Origin of the sequence: Marinobacter sp. M3C (assembly GCF_023311895.1) — a bacterium.
Classification (GTDB): domain Bacteria; phylum Pseudomonadota; class Gammaproteobacteria; order Pseudomonadales; family Oleiphilaceae; genus Marinobacter.
Window position 1 is genome coordinate 1,728,644 of the sequence record NZ_CP092284.1, and the last position, 16,741, is coordinate 1,745,384.

A 16,741-nucleotide genomic window follows, 5' to 3' on the forward strand; every position below is an offset into this window, starting at 1 on the left:
CTTGCCGCTTCTATGGGGTTGAAGTGATCACTCTTTCTAAAGCGACCGCTAGGGCCCCCAAAGCTCACGCCCCCTTCAGCTTGCGCGCCACCCTTTCTTCACCCCAGCGGGGCATCAGTTTCTGATCAACACCCAAATGGTCCAGCAGCCGCGCCACCACAAAATCCACTAGGTCATTGATGGTTTCAGGGTTGTGATAAAATCCCGGGCTTGCCGGCATGATGACGGCGCCCATGCGGGTCAGTTTCAGCATGTTTTCCAGATGAACTTCTGAATAGGGCGCCTCGCGCGGCACCAATATCAGCTGGCGGCGCTCTTTCAGAGCGACGTCCCCTGCTCTTTCTATCAGGTTGTTGCTGGCGCCCGTGGCCAGGGCCGACAGGGTACCGGTGCTGCAGGGGCAAATCACCAGTGGGGCTTTTTCGCCGGAACCGGAGGCCGGCGGTGAAAACCAGTCTTCGCGGCCAAATACCAACACCTGGCCGGGGGCGGCCTGGCTGTATTCGCTCAGGCACTGCTGCATGGCCGCCGGTGTACCGGGCAATTTCAGGTCGGTTTCGGTGGCAATCACAATCTGCGCGGCTTTGCTGATCATCACCTGAACCCGACAGCCGGCAGCTACCAGGCATTGCAGCAGGCGCAGGCCGTAAGGCGCGCCCGAAGCACCGGTAAACGCCAGGTTGATGACTCGCGGCGCATCCATTGTTGCTGCTGTATCACTCATTGCGGGCACCTCATTCATGCACGGCTTACTCCCATTCTAAGGCGGCGTAATTTGGATTACCCGTTGGTACGTTCGATTTCAGCAATCAGTCGTTGATGAATGCCGCCAAAACCACCGTTGCTCATAATCACAATGTGGCAGGGGCTGGGTAAGTCTGCCATTACCCGCGCTATCAAATCGTCTACTGATGCTTCGACCCTGTGCAAGCTGCTGCCGGCGTTGGCCTGCTGCCAGCGTTCAACCAATTTCGGCAACCAGCTGGAATCGTTCAGGTTGGCCCAGAGCACGCGATCGGCGGCTGCCGCGCTGGGTAAAAGGGTGTCGCTGTGCACACCCTGTTTCATGGTATTGGAACGGGGCTCGATCAACGCCAGCACAGGCTCGTCGCCCACCTGTTTACGCAAGCCCTCCAAGGTAGTGGCGATGGCCGTGGGGTGATGGGCGAAGTCGTCATACACCTTTACGCCATTAATGTCCGCCAGCAACTCCATGCGCCTTTTTACTCCGGAAAAACGGCACAACGCGCTAATGGCGTGATCTGGAGTAACGCCCACATGGCGCGCTGCGGCAATGGCCGAAAGGGCGTTACGCACGTTGTGCAAGCCGCTGTGAGCCCACTTTACGGCGGCCACCGGTTGCTCGTGGTGCAATACCATGAAATGGCTGCCGTCGTCGCTCAGCAGCTCGGCTCGCCAGTGGCTCGGAGTGTCCGCTTCGCCACCAATAGAAAGCGTTTGCTGCGGAGTCCAGCAGCCCATGGCGATGGCGTTGTCGAGGTGGTTGTCCAATGTCGGGCGCAGAATCAAGCCTTGGGACGGCACGGTACGGATAAGATGATGGAACTGGCGCTCGATGGCTTCCACGTTGTCAAAAATATCGGCGTGGTCGAATTCCAGGTTGTTTAAAATCAGTGTGCGCGGGCGGTAGTGAACAAACTTCGAACGCTTGTCAAAAAACGCGCTGTCGTATTCATCAGCCTCAATTACAAAAAAGTCACTGCTGCCCAGGCGTGCAGACACCGGCAAATCTTTGGGTACGCCGCCCACCAGATAACCGGCGTCAAACCCGGCCTGCTCCAGTATCCACAGCAGCATGGCGGTGGTGGTGGTTTTGCCGTGGGTGCCGGCTACCGCCAGCACCCAACGCTGGTGTAACACTTCCCGCGCCAGCCATTCAGGGCCGGACATATAAGGAATATTGCGGTTAAGCACCTGTTCCACTTCTGCGTTGCCGCGGGACATGGCGTTGCCGATCAGCACCAGATCGGGCCGCGGTTTAAGGTTGTCAGGGTGGTAGCCTTCAATCAGTTCGATCCCCTGAGCTTGCAGCTGGGTACTCATGGGCGGATAAACGCCTTGATCAGAACCAGTCACCTTGTGCCCCAGCTCACGAGCCAATACCGCCAGGCTACCCATAAAGGTGCCGCAAATACCCAATATATGAATGTGCATGAAACCGAGCGCCTCCTGATAAAAACGCTGCCAAGCGTCCCCCATACGTTGCGGCCCGTCAAGCATGCACTGCTGGTCGTTTCGGTTTTACCAGTCATGAAAATTGTTGGTAATTGGCGTATCATGCGCGCCATCATCGAACCCGTGAGAGGCTTGCCTGCCAGATGGCCATTAAAAACGCATTTTATGCACAATCCGGTGGTGTTACCGCCGTTATAAACGCCAGCGCCTGTGGCGTTATTCAGACCGCCCGCCGTCACCCGGATAAAATCGGCAAGGTGTATGCCGGGCGCAACGGTATTCTCGGTGCACTGAAAGAAGAACTGATCGATACCAGTCTTGAGTCCGATGGAGCCATTGCCGCACTGATGCACACCCCTGGCGGTGCTTTTGGATCGTGTCGCCACAAGCTAAAAAACATTTCCGAAAACCGCCGCGAATACGAGCGTTTAATTGAAGTGTTCCGCGCCCACGACATTGGGTATTTCTTCTATAACGGCGGCGGCGATTCCCAAGACACCGCTTACAAGGTATCGCAGATCAGCGAAAAAATGGGCTATCCCATTACCTGCATCGGTATACCCAAAACCGTTGATAACGACCTGCCCTTCACCGATTGCTGCCCGGGCTTTGGCTCGGTGGCCAAGTACATTGCCATCTCCACGATGGAAGCCAGCCTTGACATCAAATCCATGTGCGAGACCTCCACCAAGGTGTTCATTCTGGAGGTGATGGGCCGCCACGCCGGCTGGATTGCTGCATCAGGCGGGCTTGCCGGTCAGGGCGAAGGTGAGCCGCCACACATTATTCTGTTTCCGGAAGTTCCGTTTGATCGCGAGGCCTTTTTAGCCCGGGTGGACTTTTGCGTGAAGGAATACGGTTATTGCGTGATCGTTGCGTCTGAAGGCGCCCAATATGAAGACGGTCGCTTTCTGGCGGAAGCCGGAGCCCGCGACGCCTTTGGCCACACCCAATTAGGCGGCGTTGCACCCGCGCTGGCAAATCTGATGAAGCAGGCTCTGGGCTACAAGTACCACTGGGCCGTAGCCGATTATCTGCAGCGCAGCGCACGCCATATCGCCTCGGCCACCGACGTAGAGCAGGCCTACACCGTCGGCAAGGCAGCGGTTGAAATGGCGATTGCCGGCAAGCAGGCGCTGATGCCCATCATCGTTCGCGAACAAGCCAAGCCTTATCGCTGGCGAGTGGGCGAGGCACCGCTAAGCGAAGTGGCTAACCAGGAAAAGAAAATGCCGATTCACTACATCACCGATGATGGCTTCGGCATTACCCAAGACTGCCGCGACTACTTGAGCCCGCTGATTCAGGGCGAAAGTTTTCCACCTTTTGAAAATGGCTTGCCAAAAGTAGCCAAATTGAAAAACCAATTGGTGGAAAAACGCCTTAAAACCGCATTTGAACTCTAAAACAACCCTGCCATACTCAACACGGCCGCCCTAGGGGCGGCCGTGTTGCCAGCTTCGCAGCCAAGTAAAATATCCTTTGTTTGTGCGGCAGCCGCTCTATTGTATGCTGCAGTCTCGCTTGGCTTTTGCCGCCAGTGTTATTCTTTGGGTGCTAATGATTCATGACGAACTCACAAAAACCCAACACCAGCTCCTATTGCATTGCCCTGCAGCCAATTTGCGACGCCAATATGGCCCACGTGGCCGACGAATTACTTTACCGAGCCACCGCAGGCGCGAGTTCCGCTGTCATAGAAGATGGCCTTATCGCCACTGCGCGGGCCTGCAATGCAGCCTTTTACGAAGCCGGTATTGAGTCTCTTTGCGGCCGTAGGAAGCTGTTTTTCAACGCCCCCCGTGAATGGCTGCTGAACCCGGCATTACTGCCGCCCAGCCCGAAGCAGGTCGTTATCGAGGTACTGGAAAGCGTAGAGGGTGACGAAGAGATCCTTGCAGCACTGAGGCGCATAAAATCCCAGGGCTACACCGTAGCATTGGATGACTTTGTACTGACCGACGCCACCCGACCGCTTCTGGATCTGGCCGACATTATCAAACTGGACATGCTGGAGCAGCCCCCAACCGGAAAGCAGGTAGAACACTACCTGGCCCGCGGCATCACCTTGTTGGCCGAAAAGGTGGAAACCAAAAAAGAGTTTGATCAAGCCCGGGCCATGGGATTTACTCTTTTTCAGGGTTACTTTTACGCCCACCCGGAAACCCGGCAATCTACTTCCTTCAAGCGCGGGCGCAATCAGTCGGCACAAATTCGCCTTCTGGGCGAATTACAAAACCCCGAAGCAGACTACAACGAATTGGAACGGTTACTGGTGCAGGAACCTCAGCTGGGGGTGCAAATGCTGCGCACAGTAAATTCTGCAAGTCACAATTTGCCCCACCAAATCATTAGCATGCGTCAGGCCATAGTGTTGATTGGCCTGGACCGTCTTCGTAATCTGGTCACCATGCTGGTACTGGCCAATGACGACCCGTGCAACATGTTATTGTTGCCACAAGCGCTTACCCGCGCAGCCATGTGCTCGCGGCTGGCTGCACGAGACTGCAAGGAAAACAAAGAACCCGCATTTATGGTGGGCTTGCTGTCGATGGTTGATGTGCTGCTCGGCCAAAAGCTTGAGCTACTGTGTGACCAACTTCCCCTCGCTCCAAGTGTCAAGCAAGCACTGCTTGCTCACGAGGGCTCACTTGGCAAGACCCTTCATCTAGTAAAAGCTTTTGAGAAGGGCCGCCTGACCAATGCCAGTGACGAAGTGGTTGCTACACTTAACCACTATTTTTTGGAAAGCCGCGGTTGGGCCAATCAGGTTCTGGACGGGATGGGCAATTAGCCGCGATTAATGCTCGGCAGTTTCTTGCTGACGGACAAAAGTGGAAAATTCATCATAGCCTCCAATGTGCTGCTCACCCACGAAAATCTGCGGCACGGTATGTACCGGCTTGCCTATTTTCTGTGCAATATCCGCTTTAGTAATGTCTTCCTCAATCATATCTACCCACTTAAAATCGAAACCACGAGCTTCGCACAAACGAATGGCCCCTACGCAAAAACCGCAACTGGTACGACCGAAAATTGTGACTTTTTCCATAACTTGCTCCCCTTATTAATGCCTACCTGTTAGGTTGATGGCTATTGGCTTAATCGATGTTTTTTCTATTGATGCAATCATGATGGCACGGCTGCCGGAGAATGAAAATTGACTGTTTGAATAGCCACGATAGTCTAGTATTCCGTTTGGCCAACTATGAAATCCCTAAACGGAGAACCCGTGGTATACCTGACCCTGTTCGCCACCGCTTTTGCCGCTGCGACGCTGCTACCTGCGTATTCGGAAATCCTGCTGGGCACCCTGCTAGCCCAGGGCTACGGGCCATTCTGGTTGTGGTTTGCGGCCACAACCGGAAATACGCTGGGGTCTGTGGTGAACGGAATGATCGGACGCCAAGTAGATCGATTCAAGCACAAGCGCTGGTTTCCGATGACCGAAGTGCAATTGCACAATGCCCGCAACCGCTTTAACCGCTTTGGCCAATGGTCGTTACTGCTGGGCTGGTTACCGATTGGCGGCGACGCGCTTACCCTGGTAGGCGGTATTATGCGTGTGCCTTGGCTGAACTTTGTGATTCTGGTTGGCATCGGCAAGGGCTTGCGTTACGCCATTGTGTTGTGGCTGGTACTCAGTGCCTACGGCCCCGAAACCGAGGCGCTGGTGTCGGGTCTTTTGTTCTCGGGGTAAAGATAACACCGTAACATTGGCTCACCGTTGAACTCAGCCTGCAAAACGGCAATAAACGTGTAAACTCCGATCAACTTGCGGTTCAGAAACACGAACTCTTTTGGTGGCACGCGAAAGTAGCGACTAATAGCAGAACGAGCGGCCTGCCGTGCTACCCGTGAAGGTAAGTCGCTTTGTTTCCAGCGATACTGACCGGCGCTGTTCACAGCCCCGGGTGGCCATTCGCTGGGGTCGCCAATCAACGGCTCCAACACTGACATACATACCCGGCCAAAAGTTTCCAGCACCTCAGTAGGCCAGTCACGGCTCATAAACCGGAGTTGCACGCCGCCATCGATCACAGCGCCCAGATCGTTTTCATAGGAAGCACGAATCATTTGGATAACTGGCTGTAGAAAGTCATCGGTGTAGCGCTGCACCGCGCCAAAATCCAGCAGAACGATACGATCGTGATCTGCTTCTGCGCCCGGCTCCCCGGCCAAGCGAATGCGATAGTTTCCAAAGTTCGGGTCGGTCTGAATCTCCCCCCAATCAAACAACTCGCGAAAGAACAGCTCCAGCGCGGCCTTACCCAGCTCACTGCGGCGCTCCAAAGAAATTCCGGCAACCGTTGGCGAGTTAACAGAATGCCCGCGCTCATAAGTGGAGGCAATTACTTGGGCACTGGAGTATTCCGGCAGCACCCGCGGCACAATGAAACGCGTGTCGTCTAGCAGCATTTGACGAAAACGCTCGGTGGTGTCGGCTTCCAGGCGGTAGTCCACCTCGCGGTGCATCATTACCCGTACTTCTTCCAGCCAATCGTCGAATTCGGGACCAAAATTAACTAAGCGGGCCATTTTTAGCAGCTTGGCAACGGCGTTTAGGTCGCTGTCGACCGCATCGCCTACACCTGGGTACTGCACTTTCAGCACCAGTTCAAGGCCATCACTCAAGCGCCTGGCGCGGTGAACCTGGCCCAGTGAAGCGGCGCCAATAGGCTGAGGTTCAATATCCAGCTGCGCCAGGCGTTCACTGCCCAATTCCGATTGCAACACGCGTTCGATAGCTGGCCACGCCAAAGACGTGGTCTGATCTTCCAGAGTATGCAGGGCTTCGGTCACTTCATCGGGTAGAAAATGTTCGCCGTACAAGGCCATCACCTGGCCAATCTTGACCACGCTGCCTTTTAATTGGCCGAGCTCCTCTACCAGAAAGCGAGCCTGGGAGGACAACATGGCCTTGTGACGTTGTTCGCGGCGTTCCTTCCCACCCAGCCAATTGGTCGCCATGTGGGAAGCCATGCGGGTGCCGGCAAACAGGCCGGCACGGGTGAGGCTAAGCCTGCGTTCGAAGCTGCCGGTTTTTATGCGTGAGACAGAGTTGTCTGATCCCTTTTTTGCCATAAATACTCTCCAGCCCTAAATATCCTCAGCCCTAAATCTCTCGAGCTTAAATACACTTTCACTTAGATACGCACTCACTCAAGTGCTCTCTAACGTACCTATGTACTGATTCAAATGTATTTTAGCCTACCGCTGTCTAATCTCGGCACAGATTTACCAGCCCTGCTGCCAGCTTACCGAGCCCTCGCCTGTCGAGCTATGGCCCAAGGCGGCAACCAGTTGTTCGGCAAGCTGCTGCTCTATTTGTGCAAATGTGGCGTGCTGCGCAAAGTCCTGCACCTGGCACATGACCATACCGGCATAGCCGCACGGGTTGATTCGCGCGAAGGGTTCCATATCCATGGCGACATTCAGCGCCAGGCCGTGGAATGAGCAACCGCGTCGTACACGCAAACCCAGCGACGCGATTTTCGCGCCATCCACATAAACCCCCGGCGCATCGGCTCGCGGCGCGGCGCTGATACCCAAAGGTGCAAGAGTGTTTACGATGGACTGTTCAATATGGCTGACAAGCGCGCGAATACCCAGAGCACTGCGAGTTAGATCAATCAGCAGATAAATGACCAGTTGGCCAGGGCCGTGGTATGTCACTTGACCACCCCGGTCTACCTGAACCACGGGTATATCACCAGGCGCCAGAATATGCTCGGCCTTACCGGCCTGCCCTTGGGTGTAAACCGCCGGGTGCTGTAAACACCAGAGCTCGTCAGCGCTGTTTTTGTCGCGGCTGGCGGTAAATGCCTGCATAGCATGCCAGGTTTCCAGGTAGGGCTGTTCGCCCAAAGAGCGCACAATCAGATGGCCCACGGTTACAACACCATGTGCACGCGGCCGCTGGCTTTAAGCTCGTTGAACAGCGCCTGCAGTTGCGGCTCTCCGGTTGCGGCCAGGGTCAGCCGCACCGAACAGAAACGGCCGTTGCGGCTGTCGTTAACGGTCACTGTACTAACATCTAGCCTCGGTGCATGGCGCTCAACCACTGCTAACACAAACTCCCTGAAATCCGGAGCGGCATTACCAATCACTTTGATCGCGTAATCGCAGGGAAATTCGATTTTTGGTGCTTTTACGTCACTCATCTTACCGTCCGGCTTTAGGGTTGAGGCTTATTGGAACAACTGCACGAAAAACAGCTTTACTGTGTCCCAGATACGCTTGAAAAACCCGCCGTCAGGCACGTCTACTAGCGCCAGCACGGGCTGATCTACCAGTACCTCGCCCTGATACGAAACCTTGATGCGGCCCAATTCATCGCCAGCGCTAACCGGCGCTCTAACCACGGAGTCCAGGTCGATAACAGACTCGAGCTGATTGCGGGCACCGCGGGAAATGGTGACATAAACATCTTCAAAAACCCCAACGGGTAAAGCGTTGACAGCACCACCCCAAACCGGCGACTTAATCAGCTCTTGACCGGCGCTGAACAAACGCTCGCTCTGATAATAACGGAAGCCATAGTTCAGCATTTTCTGCACTTCTTGTGAGCGCGATTCCGCACTGCGAGCGCCCATTACCACCGCTATAAAACGGGTGTCATCGCGTTTTGCCGAAGCTACCAGACAATATCCGGCTTCTTCGGTATGGCCGGTTTTCAGCCCGTCTACGCTGTTGTCACGCCACAGCAAGCTGTTGCGATTTGGCTGGCGAATGTTGTTGAAGGTGAATTGCTTTTCGGCGTAAATCGGATAGGTTTCGGGGTAATCGTTGATGGTGGCCTGGGCCAAAAGAGCCAAATCGTGAGCGGTTGAATAGTGGTTGGATGACGGCAATCCGGTGGCGTTCTCAAAATTGGTATTGGTCATGCCCAGGAGTTCAGCCTGCTGGTTCATGATGTCGACAAACGCGCCCTCGCTGCCGGCAACAAATTCCGCCAGGGCCACCGAGGCGTCGTTACCGGACTGAATCACTACCCCACGTAACAAATCTTCTACCGTTACACTAGTGCCTTCACGCACAAAGGTGCGGGAACCTCCGGTTTGCCAGGCAGTGACACTGATGGGCACCATGTCGCCCATGGCAATACGGCCCTCATCAAGCTCGCGCTCAACAATGTACGCGGTCATCATTTTAGTCAGGCTGGCGGGCGGCAGGCGCTCACTGCTGTTGTTTTCCATAATGACGTGCCCACTTTTGGGCTCCATCAACACGTAGGAACTGCTGGCAATTTGCGGCGGCGCCGGTATCAGTACGGTCTGGGCCAGAGCGTTGCCAGCGACGACCAACAACAGTGTGTACACAAATAAAGCGGAACGAAACAAAGATACAAAAGCCATGGTTTTTTTCATTTATCAGTCAGTGTATGGATAGGATTTACCGGCGACTCTTCAGCCTGGCTCTTGTGCCTGGATCAGCCAGCGCGAATCGGTCAGCGAGAGTCCGTCAACGAGAATCCGTCAGCAAAATGGTTTGATGAAAGCCGTAGGTCTGCAGCAACTGTTGGGCTTGCAGGGCACTCTGTTCATTGTTAAAGGGGCCAGCCTGAACACGGTGAAAACGCCCGCTACCGGTGTCGGCCACTTTAACCCGCATGGGTGTCTGCACTTGGTTTTGAACTTTTCGGATCAGATTTTCGGCCGCAACGTTGCTCGAAAATGACGCCAACTGCACGAATACGCCCTGCGCAGCAGGCACAACCGATGTTGCGCTATCCGAACGTTCTGCCGCGGACAGTTTCTCCACCACAGGTTCGCGCTGAGGTTCTGAGCGTTGGGGTTCTGGCTTGGATTCTGAATAGCCCGTCGGCTTTTGCGCAGTTGATACTTGAGCCCCGTCGGCTCCACCAAACGGTTTATTAGCCACAAACAAGGTGCCGTCCGGGCTCACTGTTATCGCCGCTACCTCTACCTTCGCAACACCCTGGCCTTGGTAACCCAGTCGTTTGGCTGCCGCGTAGGATAAATCAATCATCCGGTCGCCATGAAAGGGCCCGCGGTCATTTACCCGCACGATCACTGAGCGGCCGTTGGCAAGGTTGGTCACCCGCGCGTAACTGGGAATGCGCAGTGATTTGTGGGCGGCGGTCATCTGGTACATATCGAACACTTCGCCGTTAGATGTTTTATGGCCGTGAAACTTTTCACCGTACCAGCTTGCCATGCCCTCAGCCACGTAACCGTTGTTATCGTCCATCACGCTGTATTTTTTGCCCCACACGGTGTAAGGCGATTTGTTGCCCGCTCGCCGCGGCTCTTCAAAGCGCGGTTGCGCGTCTTTTAGCCCGGAGGCGTCAAAGTTGCCGTCAGGCGCGCGATCCTGGCGGATCGTATAACGGCCGGAATGGTCTTTTTCCGCGGGCGCGGAAGCACAGCCGACCAGCACGGCCAGAGCCCCCGCCAACACGACCCACAGGGCAGACTTGATGATCACAGTGGGATATCCCCCATAATTGGAAACCGAAAAAGCGGGCACTGCCCCATTCTAACGGCTGCGGCTGGTAATACGCCATTACCAGGCAGCCATGGTTGCGATACGGAACTGTTCACGAACAGATCATGCGCCGGTGGGTGTGAATCGACATCAACACCCCGAATGCCGCCATAAGAGTAACCCCGGAGGTACCACCGTAACTGACCAGGGGCAGCGGCACGCCGACCACAGGCAACATACCGCTGACCATACCAATATTGACAAAAATATAAATGAAAAACGTCATGGTCAATGCGCCTGCCAGCAAGCGACTAAACGAATCCTGAGCAGAAACTGCAATGTAAAGGCAGCGCAAAATAATCAGAAAATACACCGTTAGCAAAACCATCATGCCAATAAAGCCAAACTCTTCAGCCAGCACCGCCACAATAAAGTCGGTGTGGCTTTCGGGCAGAAATTCCAGGTGCGACTGGGTACCGTGCAGCCAGCCCTTGCCATCGTAGCCACCGGAACCGATAGCGGTTTTAGACTGGATGATATTCCAGCCTGCTCCCAGCGGGTCACTTTGCGGATCCAGCATGGTCAGCACCCGCTGTTTTTGGTAATCGCGCATGCCGTACATCCACATCACCGGCGCCGACACAGATACCAACGCAAAGAATGCCGCAATGAGCTTCCAGCTGATACCGGCAAAAAACACCACGAAAATACCTGCCATGCCGACCAGCAGGGAGGTGCCCAAATCAGGCTGTTTTACGATCATCACCATAGGCAACAGCACGATGGCCATGCCCACCGCCAGATGACGCAAGCGTGGCGGCAGATAGTGACGCGACAGATACCAAGCGGCCATCATCGGCACCACCAGCTTCATGTATTCGGACGGTTGGAACCGGGGCAAACCGGGAACCGACAGCCAGCGCTGGGCGCCCTTGGCACCAACGCCCACCAGCAGCACAGCCACCAGAGCCACCAGGCCGAGGGTGTAAAACAGCGGTGCCCAGCGGCGAAACACGGCGGGGTCAAGCTGGGCCAGCACTACCATTGCGACGAAGGCAATTACCAGACGAATACCCTGGGCTTTGACAACGTCTATATTGCGGTCGGCGCCGCTGTAAAGCACAAAAAGGCCGCCACCCATCAGCATCAGCAGCAACATCAGCAGAATGGGGTCCAGATGCACCGTAGCCCAGAAACCGCGGGGGTTTCCCAAGGAGCTGCTGTCGGTGCCGTGCAATATATCCCGATTGGCCATCAGCGAAGGCCCTCGACATTGGCGATGTCTGCGGCGGCGCTGCCCTCCCTATCACCTCCGCCCTCGCCGAATTCCAACAGCCAGGCGTCAAACAGGGCGCGCGCCACCGGCGCAGCCGTACTGCTGCCGCCACCGCCGTTTTCCACAATCACCGACACGGCAATCTGCGGATTATCTACCGGCGCAAAACCAACAAACAGCGCGTGATCACGCAGCCGCTCTCTCACTTCCTCCGCATCGTACTCTTCATCTTCAGCTAAGGAAAAAACCTGGGCTGTGCCGGTTTTACCGGCCATTCGGTAACTGGCGTTTGCACCAGCGGCCCGGGCGGTTCCGCGCGCGCCGTGCATCACATCGGCCATGGCCTCCACTACAAACTCCCAGTTATCCGGATTCTTTAGCGTTAACGGCGCGTGATTTTGCTCCGGCAAAAAACTCGTGAGATCGTTGTTGCCGTCAATACTTTTTAGCAGCCGCGGCTCTACCCAATAACCACGGTCGGCAATCAGCGCTGTGGCTGTTGCCAACTGCAAGGGCGTGGCCAACATAAAACCTTGGCCGATACCCAGATTAACCGTGTCACCGGGGTACCAGGGCTCCTGGCGGGCGCCTTGCTTCCATTCCTTCGACGGCAGCAGGCCACTCAGCGCCCCCGCCACGTCCAGCGCGGCGTCTTCACCGAATCCAAATCGCGAAAGATAGTGGTGAATGGTATCAACCCCCATGTCCACCGCGATTTCGTAAAAATACACATCGCAGGATTGGGTTATGGCCAGGTTAAGGTCGACCCACCCATGCCCTGAACGTTTCCAGTCCCGATAGCGCCGCCCAGACGAGTTAAACTGGAAATAACCCGGATCCCATACCCGGCGTGTGCGATTTGTTGCACCGCTATCCAGTGCCGCAATCGCCAGCATCGGTTTCAGAGTAGAGCCAGGGGGGTACTGCCCACGAAGGGCGCGGTTAAATAAAGGTTTATCGCGGCTTTCACTCAGTTCGCGATAGTCTTCTACGCTGATGCCGGTCACAAACTGGTTGGCGTCAAACCCCGGCACACTGGCCAACGCCAGAATGCCGCCTGTTGCCGGTTCAATCGCTACAATGGCTCCTCGCCGACCGTCAAGCAGCTTGTGGGCCAGCTTCTGTAAGCGCAAATCCAGATGCAGCTGAATATTTTCACCGGGCACCGGATTTTTGCGCTCCAACACCCTAAGGGTGCGGCCACGAGCGTTTGTTTCAACATGCTGAAAGCCAACCTTGCCGTGCAGCTGCTGCTCGTAAAAACGCTCAATTCCAGATTTTCCGATGTAATTAGTGCCGGCGTAGTTAACCGGATCAATACGCTGCAACTCACTTTGGTTAATGCGCCCCACGAAGCCCAAGGCATGGGCGGTAAATTCGCTGTAGGGGTAGTAGCGCACCAGCTCGGCTTGCACTTCTACGCCCGGTAACTCATGGCGCAGCACCGCTAGCCGGGCGATTTCTTCTTCATTAAGATCATAACGCAGAGGCAATTCCTGAAACGGACGACGGCGCTCTTTCAAGCGGCGCTGAAAGCGTTCAAGGTCCTCATCGGAAATGGACAGAATGGTTTGCAGGCGCACCAGGGTAGCGCTCATATCAGTAATGCGCTCGGGCACCAGAGTCACGCTAAATACCGGGCGATTTTCCGCCAGCAGCACGCGATTGCGATCGTATACCAACCCCCGGGGCGGCGGCACCGACTGCACCTGAACCCGATTATTGTCAGACAGTGTGGTGTAGATCTCGTGTTCTACTACTTGCAACTGGTACAGGCGCGCAATCAACGCTCCCATTAGCAACATCACAAAAATCAGCATGACCAGAGTGCGGCGCTGGAACAAACGGCGTTCAGCGGCTATGTTCTTGAATTCACCCCAAGGCATGAAGCACTCCCATCGTGCACCCTACGCCCTGTGGTAAGGATGATTGCGGGTAATAGACCAAGCTCGGTAAAGCTGTTCCGCTAACACAATGCGTACCAGCGGGTGAGGTAACGTCAGCGGCGACAAAGACCATTGCTGGTCGGCGCGCTGGCGACAGGCGTCAGCAAGCCCGTCCGGCCCGCCCACCAGAAAGTTGACGTCGCCGCCATCCTGTTGCCAGTTTTCCAGTTGCGCGGCCAGTTTTTCTGTAGACCAAGGCTGTCCTCCCACTTCCAGCGCCACCACCCGGTCTTTCGGTTGGGTAGCGACAAGAATGGCATCGCTTTCGCGCTGCATGAGCCTGGGAATATCCGGGTTTTTACCCCGGTGTGCCATGGCAATTTCGACCAACTCCAGAGATAACTCCGGAGGCATGCGGCGAGCGTAATCCAGATAACCGGCACTGACCCAGTCGGGCATTTTTTGCCCCACGCAGATCAGACGTAAACGCATGATTATTCGCCGCCCGCGAGACCAAACTCAGGTGCAGGGGCGTCACGCCAAAATCGTTCCAAGTCATAAAATTCGCGGGCCGCCGGCATCATTACATGCACCACGACGTCACCCAAATCCACCAGTATCCAGTCGCTACCGCCTGCGCCTTCTATATGATCAACCCGAACACCCTGCTCTTTAGCGTCAACGACGACCGAATTGGCCAACGCTTTCAAGTGTCGGTTGGACGTGCCAGACGCCAAAACCATGAAGTCTGTGACATCGGTGCGCTCACGCACATCAATAACACTTAAATCCTGGGCTTTTACATCTTCCAGCGCGTTTATTACCAGATCTTTCAATTGTTCAGCCTGCATAATCACCCTGTTGCCCGGGCTCTGGCCAGAATGGCCGCCCGAAAAATCGTTATTAAGACAATTGTAGCACTAAAGTTCCACCGCAGGGCAGGCACCATAGAGCCCTTGCCGGTGAATTTCTGCCAGCGCTGGCCAAGGCAGCAGGTAGCGCGCGGAATGACCCGCCGCCAGACGCTGACGAATGGCGGTCGCGGAAATATCCAGCAAGGGCGGCGCAAACATTACAATTCGGCCACAAGGCGAGTTTTTAAGCTCATTGCCGTGTTCGACGTGATGCTTCGACAGCAAAAAGGCGGGCACGCCCTGTGGATCTACCGCCGGACCAGGGCGGCTGACCACCACAATATGCGCCAGTGCCAGAATGTCCTGCCATTGGCGCCAGCGATCAAAACCGGCAAACGCATCGGTACCCACGGCCATCACCAGTGGGCAATCGGGGCCCAATTCGGCGCGCAGTTGGCGCAGGGTGTCGGCAGTAAAGGATTTACCGCCGCGATCCAACTCGCGCGTGTCAATCGCCAACGCCGGCTCGCCCTTAATCGCCAGTTGCAAAAGCCGAAGTCGCTGGTCTGCGGTTGCGCCTGTTGCGCCACGGTGCGGGGGAGTATAGCTGGGCACCAGGTGCACCTGAGCCACTCCCAGATAATCCTTGAGCTCGAGGCCCAGTCGCAGGTGGCCGTGGTGCACGGGGTCAAAGGTTCCACCATAAATTACGTGCATGCGCTAAACCCGAATATGACCGTCACCGAACACCACGTACTTTTGCGACGTCAGGCCTTCCAGGCCCACCGGCCCGCGGGCGTGGATTTTATCAGTGGAAATTCCGATTTCCGCGCCCAGACCGTATTCAAAACCATCGGCAAAGCGGGTGGAGGCATTCACCATCACCGAGCTGGAATCCACTTCGGTAAGAAAGCGCCGGGCGCGGGTGTAATTTTCGGTGACAATACTGTCGGTGTGCTGGGAGCTGAACTGACTGATATGAGCAATAGCGCCGTCCAGGCCATCCACCACCTTTACCGCAAGAATAGGGGCCAGGTATTCTGCTTCCCAGTCGGCGTCTGTCGCCGGCGTCATCTCGCTGACAATCTCCCGACTGCGCTCACAGCCGCGCAGTTCTACACCTTTTTCTATGAACGCAGCGTTCAGCAGCGGCAGCATGTCGGCGGCGATTTCCTCATCCACCAGCAGAGTTTCCATGGTATTACAGGTGCCGTAACGTTGGGTTTTAGCGTTCACAGCCACCGCCAGCGCCTTTTCAGGATCGGCGTGACTGTCGATATAAACGTGACATACGCCATCAAGGTGCTTGATCACCGGAACCCGGGCGTCACGGCTGACGCGCTCAATCAGGCCTTTGCCACCGCGCGGCACGATAACGTCAACGTACTGCGGCATAGTGATCAGTTCGCCCACTGCGGCGCGATCAGCAGTGGCAATAATCTGAACAGCCGTTTCCGGCAGACCGGCTTGAGCCAACCCACTGGCAATACAGCGCGCAATCGCCTGATTGGAATGAATGGATTCAGAGCCGCCGCGCAATATGGCGGCGTTACCAGACTTCAGACAAAGGCTGGCCGCTTCAACAGTCACATTCGGGCGTGACTCATAGATAATCCCGATAACGCCCAGCGGCACACGCATTTTGCCGACCTGAATGCCCGAAGGCCTGTAGGCCATATCGGTTATTACGCCAATCGGGTCTGGCAGGCCGGCCACCTGCAGTAGCCCTTCAATCATGGCGTCTACTCGCGCCGGCGTCAGTTCCAGGCGGTCTAGCATAGCGCTATCGAGGCCACTGGCTCTAGCAGCAGAAAGATCCTGCTGATTGGCTTCTGCCAATTCGTCGCGGGCGGCGTCCAGGGCCTGAGCCATAGCCAGCAGCGCCTGATTACGAACCGCTGTGGTTGATCGGGCAACGTGTTTCGCTGCTGCACGGGCCTCGGCACCCACTTCATTCATGTATGCTGCAATGTCCATGCGCTTGTTACCTTTGAATTCTGATGTCGCAAGAGCCATAACTTTACCTGTCTGCATTCAAGTACGCACCCCAAACAACTAGTATACTCGTGCCTTAAACT

The 16,741-nt window shown here is 55.7% G+C and carries 17 protein-coding genes; 3 read left to right on the plus strand and 14 right to left on the minus strand.

The features are described from left to right. Positions 1-64 precede the first annotated feature (64 nt). Together MIH18_RS07995 and mpl are read right to left on the minus strand one after the other, a co-directional pair. Positions 65-742, minus strand: coding sequence for a flavin prenyltransferase UbiX (locus MIH18_RS07995; protein ID WP_283164096.1), 678 nt, complete (start codon positions 740-742; stop codon positions 65-67). Positions 743-780: 38 nt separating this feature from the next. After that, positions 781-2,175, minus strand: coding sequence for a UDP-N-acetylmuramate:L-alanyl-gamma-D-glutamyl-meso-diaminopimelate ligase (mpl, locus tag MIH18_RS08000; protein ID WP_249014278.1), 1,395 nt, complete (start codon positions 2,173-2,175; stop codon positions 781-783). 164 nt (positions 2,176-2,339) lie between these two features. Between mpl and MIH18_RS08005 the strand changes: the two genes are divergently transcribed. After that, positions 2,340-3,602, plus strand: coding sequence for a diphosphate--fructose-6-phosphate 1-phosphotransferase (locus MIH18_RS08005; RefSeq protein ID WP_249014279.1), 1,263 nt, complete (start codon positions 2,340-2,342; stop codon positions 3,600-3,602). A gap of 161 nt (positions 3,603-3,763) precedes the next feature. Then, a complete protein-coding gene (locus tag MIH18_RS08010; protein WP_249014280.1) occupies positions 3,764-4,990 on the plus strand; it encodes an HDOD domain-containing protein in 1,227 nt (408 codons plus the stop codon). Between the two features lie 6 nt (positions 4,991-4,996). Here the strand turns inward: MIH18_RS08010 and MIH18_RS08015 are convergent, their stop codons facing one another. After that, complete coding sequence (locus MIH18_RS08015; RefSeq protein WP_249007754.1) at positions 4,997-5,248, minus strand: GrxA family glutaredoxin; 252 nt, start codon at positions 5,246-5,248, stop codon at positions 4,997-4,999. A 180-nt stretch (positions 5,249-5,428) separates the two neighbouring features. On the opposite strand from MIH18_RS08015, the gene MIH18_RS08020 reads away from it, so the two are divergent. Next, positions 5,429-5,896: a YqaA family protein gene (locus MIH18_RS08020; RefSeq protein ID WP_249014281.1), complete on the plus strand. Its 468-nt coding sequence runs from the start codon at positions 5,429-5,431 to the stop codon at positions 5,894-5,896. Here MIH18_RS08020 and MIH18_RS08025 read toward each other — a convergent pair. From MIH18_RS08025 to MIH18_RS08075, 11 genes are all read right to left on the minus strand, one after another. Then, positions 5,845-7,281 (minus strand): AarF/ABC1/UbiB kinase family protein, encoded by a 1,437-nt coding sequence (locus tag MIH18_RS08025; protein WP_249014282.1) that lies wholly within the window; start codon positions 7,279-7,281, stop codon positions 5,845-5,847. The two genes, MIH18_RS08020 and MIH18_RS08025, sit on opposite strands and share 52 nt — an antisense overlap. Positions 7,282-7,434: 153 nt before the next feature. Further along, positions 7,435-8,088 carry a lipoyl(octanoyl) transferase LipB gene (gene lipB / locus MIH18_RS08030; RefSeq protein ID WP_249007751.1) on the minus strand — a complete coding sequence of 218 codons (654 nt, stop codon included), beginning with the start codon at positions 8,086-8,088 and terminating at the stop codon, positions 7,435-7,437. A 2-nt stretch (positions 8,089-8,090) separates the two neighbouring features. Beyond that, entirely contained in the window at positions 8,091-8,360 is a 270-nt protein-coding gene (locus tag MIH18_RS08035) for a DUF493 family protein (RefSeq protein ID WP_249007750.1), read from the minus strand. 27 nt (positions 8,361-8,387) lie between these two features. Beyond that, on the minus strand, positions 8,388-9,554 hold the full coding sequence (locus MIH18_RS08040; protein WP_249007749.1) for a D-alanyl-D-alanine carboxypeptidase family protein: 1,167 nt from the start codon (positions 9,552-9,554) through the stop codon (positions 8,388-8,390). A 106-nt stretch (positions 9,555-9,660) separates the two neighbouring features. Then, positions 9,661-10,647: a septal ring lytic transglycosylase RlpA family protein gene (locus MIH18_RS08045; RefSeq protein ID WP_249007748.1), complete on the minus strand. Its 987-nt coding sequence runs from the start codon at positions 10,645-10,647 to the stop codon at positions 9,661-9,663. A gap of 112 nt (positions 10,648-10,759) precedes the next feature. After that, the gene (gene rodA, locus MIH18_RS08050) at positions 10,760-11,902 is read right to left on the minus strand and encodes a rod shape-determining protein RodA (RefSeq protein WP_249007747.1); all 1,143 of its coding nucleotides are present in this window, start codon (positions 11,900-11,902) and stop codon (positions 10,760-10,762) included. Continuing rightward, positions 11,902-13,809, minus strand: coding sequence for a penicillin-binding protein 2 (mrdA, locus tag MIH18_RS08055; RefSeq protein WP_249007746.1), 1,908 nt, complete (start codon positions 13,807-13,809; stop codon positions 11,902-11,904). The genes rodA and mrdA overlap by 1 nt, the downstream gene beginning before the upstream one ends. 21 nt (positions 13,810-13,830) lie before the next feature. Next, complete coding sequence (gene rlmH, locus MIH18_RS08060) at positions 13,831-14,301, minus strand: 23S rRNA (pseudouridine(1915)-N(3))-methyltransferase RlmH (RefSeq protein WP_249007745.1); 471 nt, start codon at positions 14,299-14,301, stop codon at positions 13,831-13,833. Positions 14,302-14,303: 2 nt separating this feature from the next. Next, complete coding sequence (gene rsfS, locus MIH18_RS08065) at positions 14,304-14,660, minus strand: ribosome silencing factor (RefSeq protein ID WP_249007744.1); 357 nt, start codon at positions 14,658-14,660, stop codon at positions 14,304-14,306. A gap of 69 nt (positions 14,661-14,729) precedes the next feature. After that, positions 14,730-15,380 carry a nicotinate-nucleotide adenylyltransferase gene (nadD, locus tag MIH18_RS08070; RefSeq protein WP_249007743.1) on the minus strand — a complete coding sequence of 217 codons (651 nt, stop codon included), beginning with the start codon at positions 15,378-15,380 and terminating at the stop codon, positions 14,730-14,732. A 3-nt stretch (positions 15,381-15,383) separates the two neighbouring features. Then, the gene (locus MIH18_RS08075; protein ID WP_249008942.1) at positions 15,384-16,640 is read right to left on the minus strand and encodes a glutamate-5-semialdehyde dehydrogenase; all 1,257 of its coding nucleotides are present in this window, start codon (positions 16,638-16,640) and stop codon (positions 15,384-15,386) included. Between the last annotated feature and the right edge of the window lie 101 nt (positions 16,641-16,741).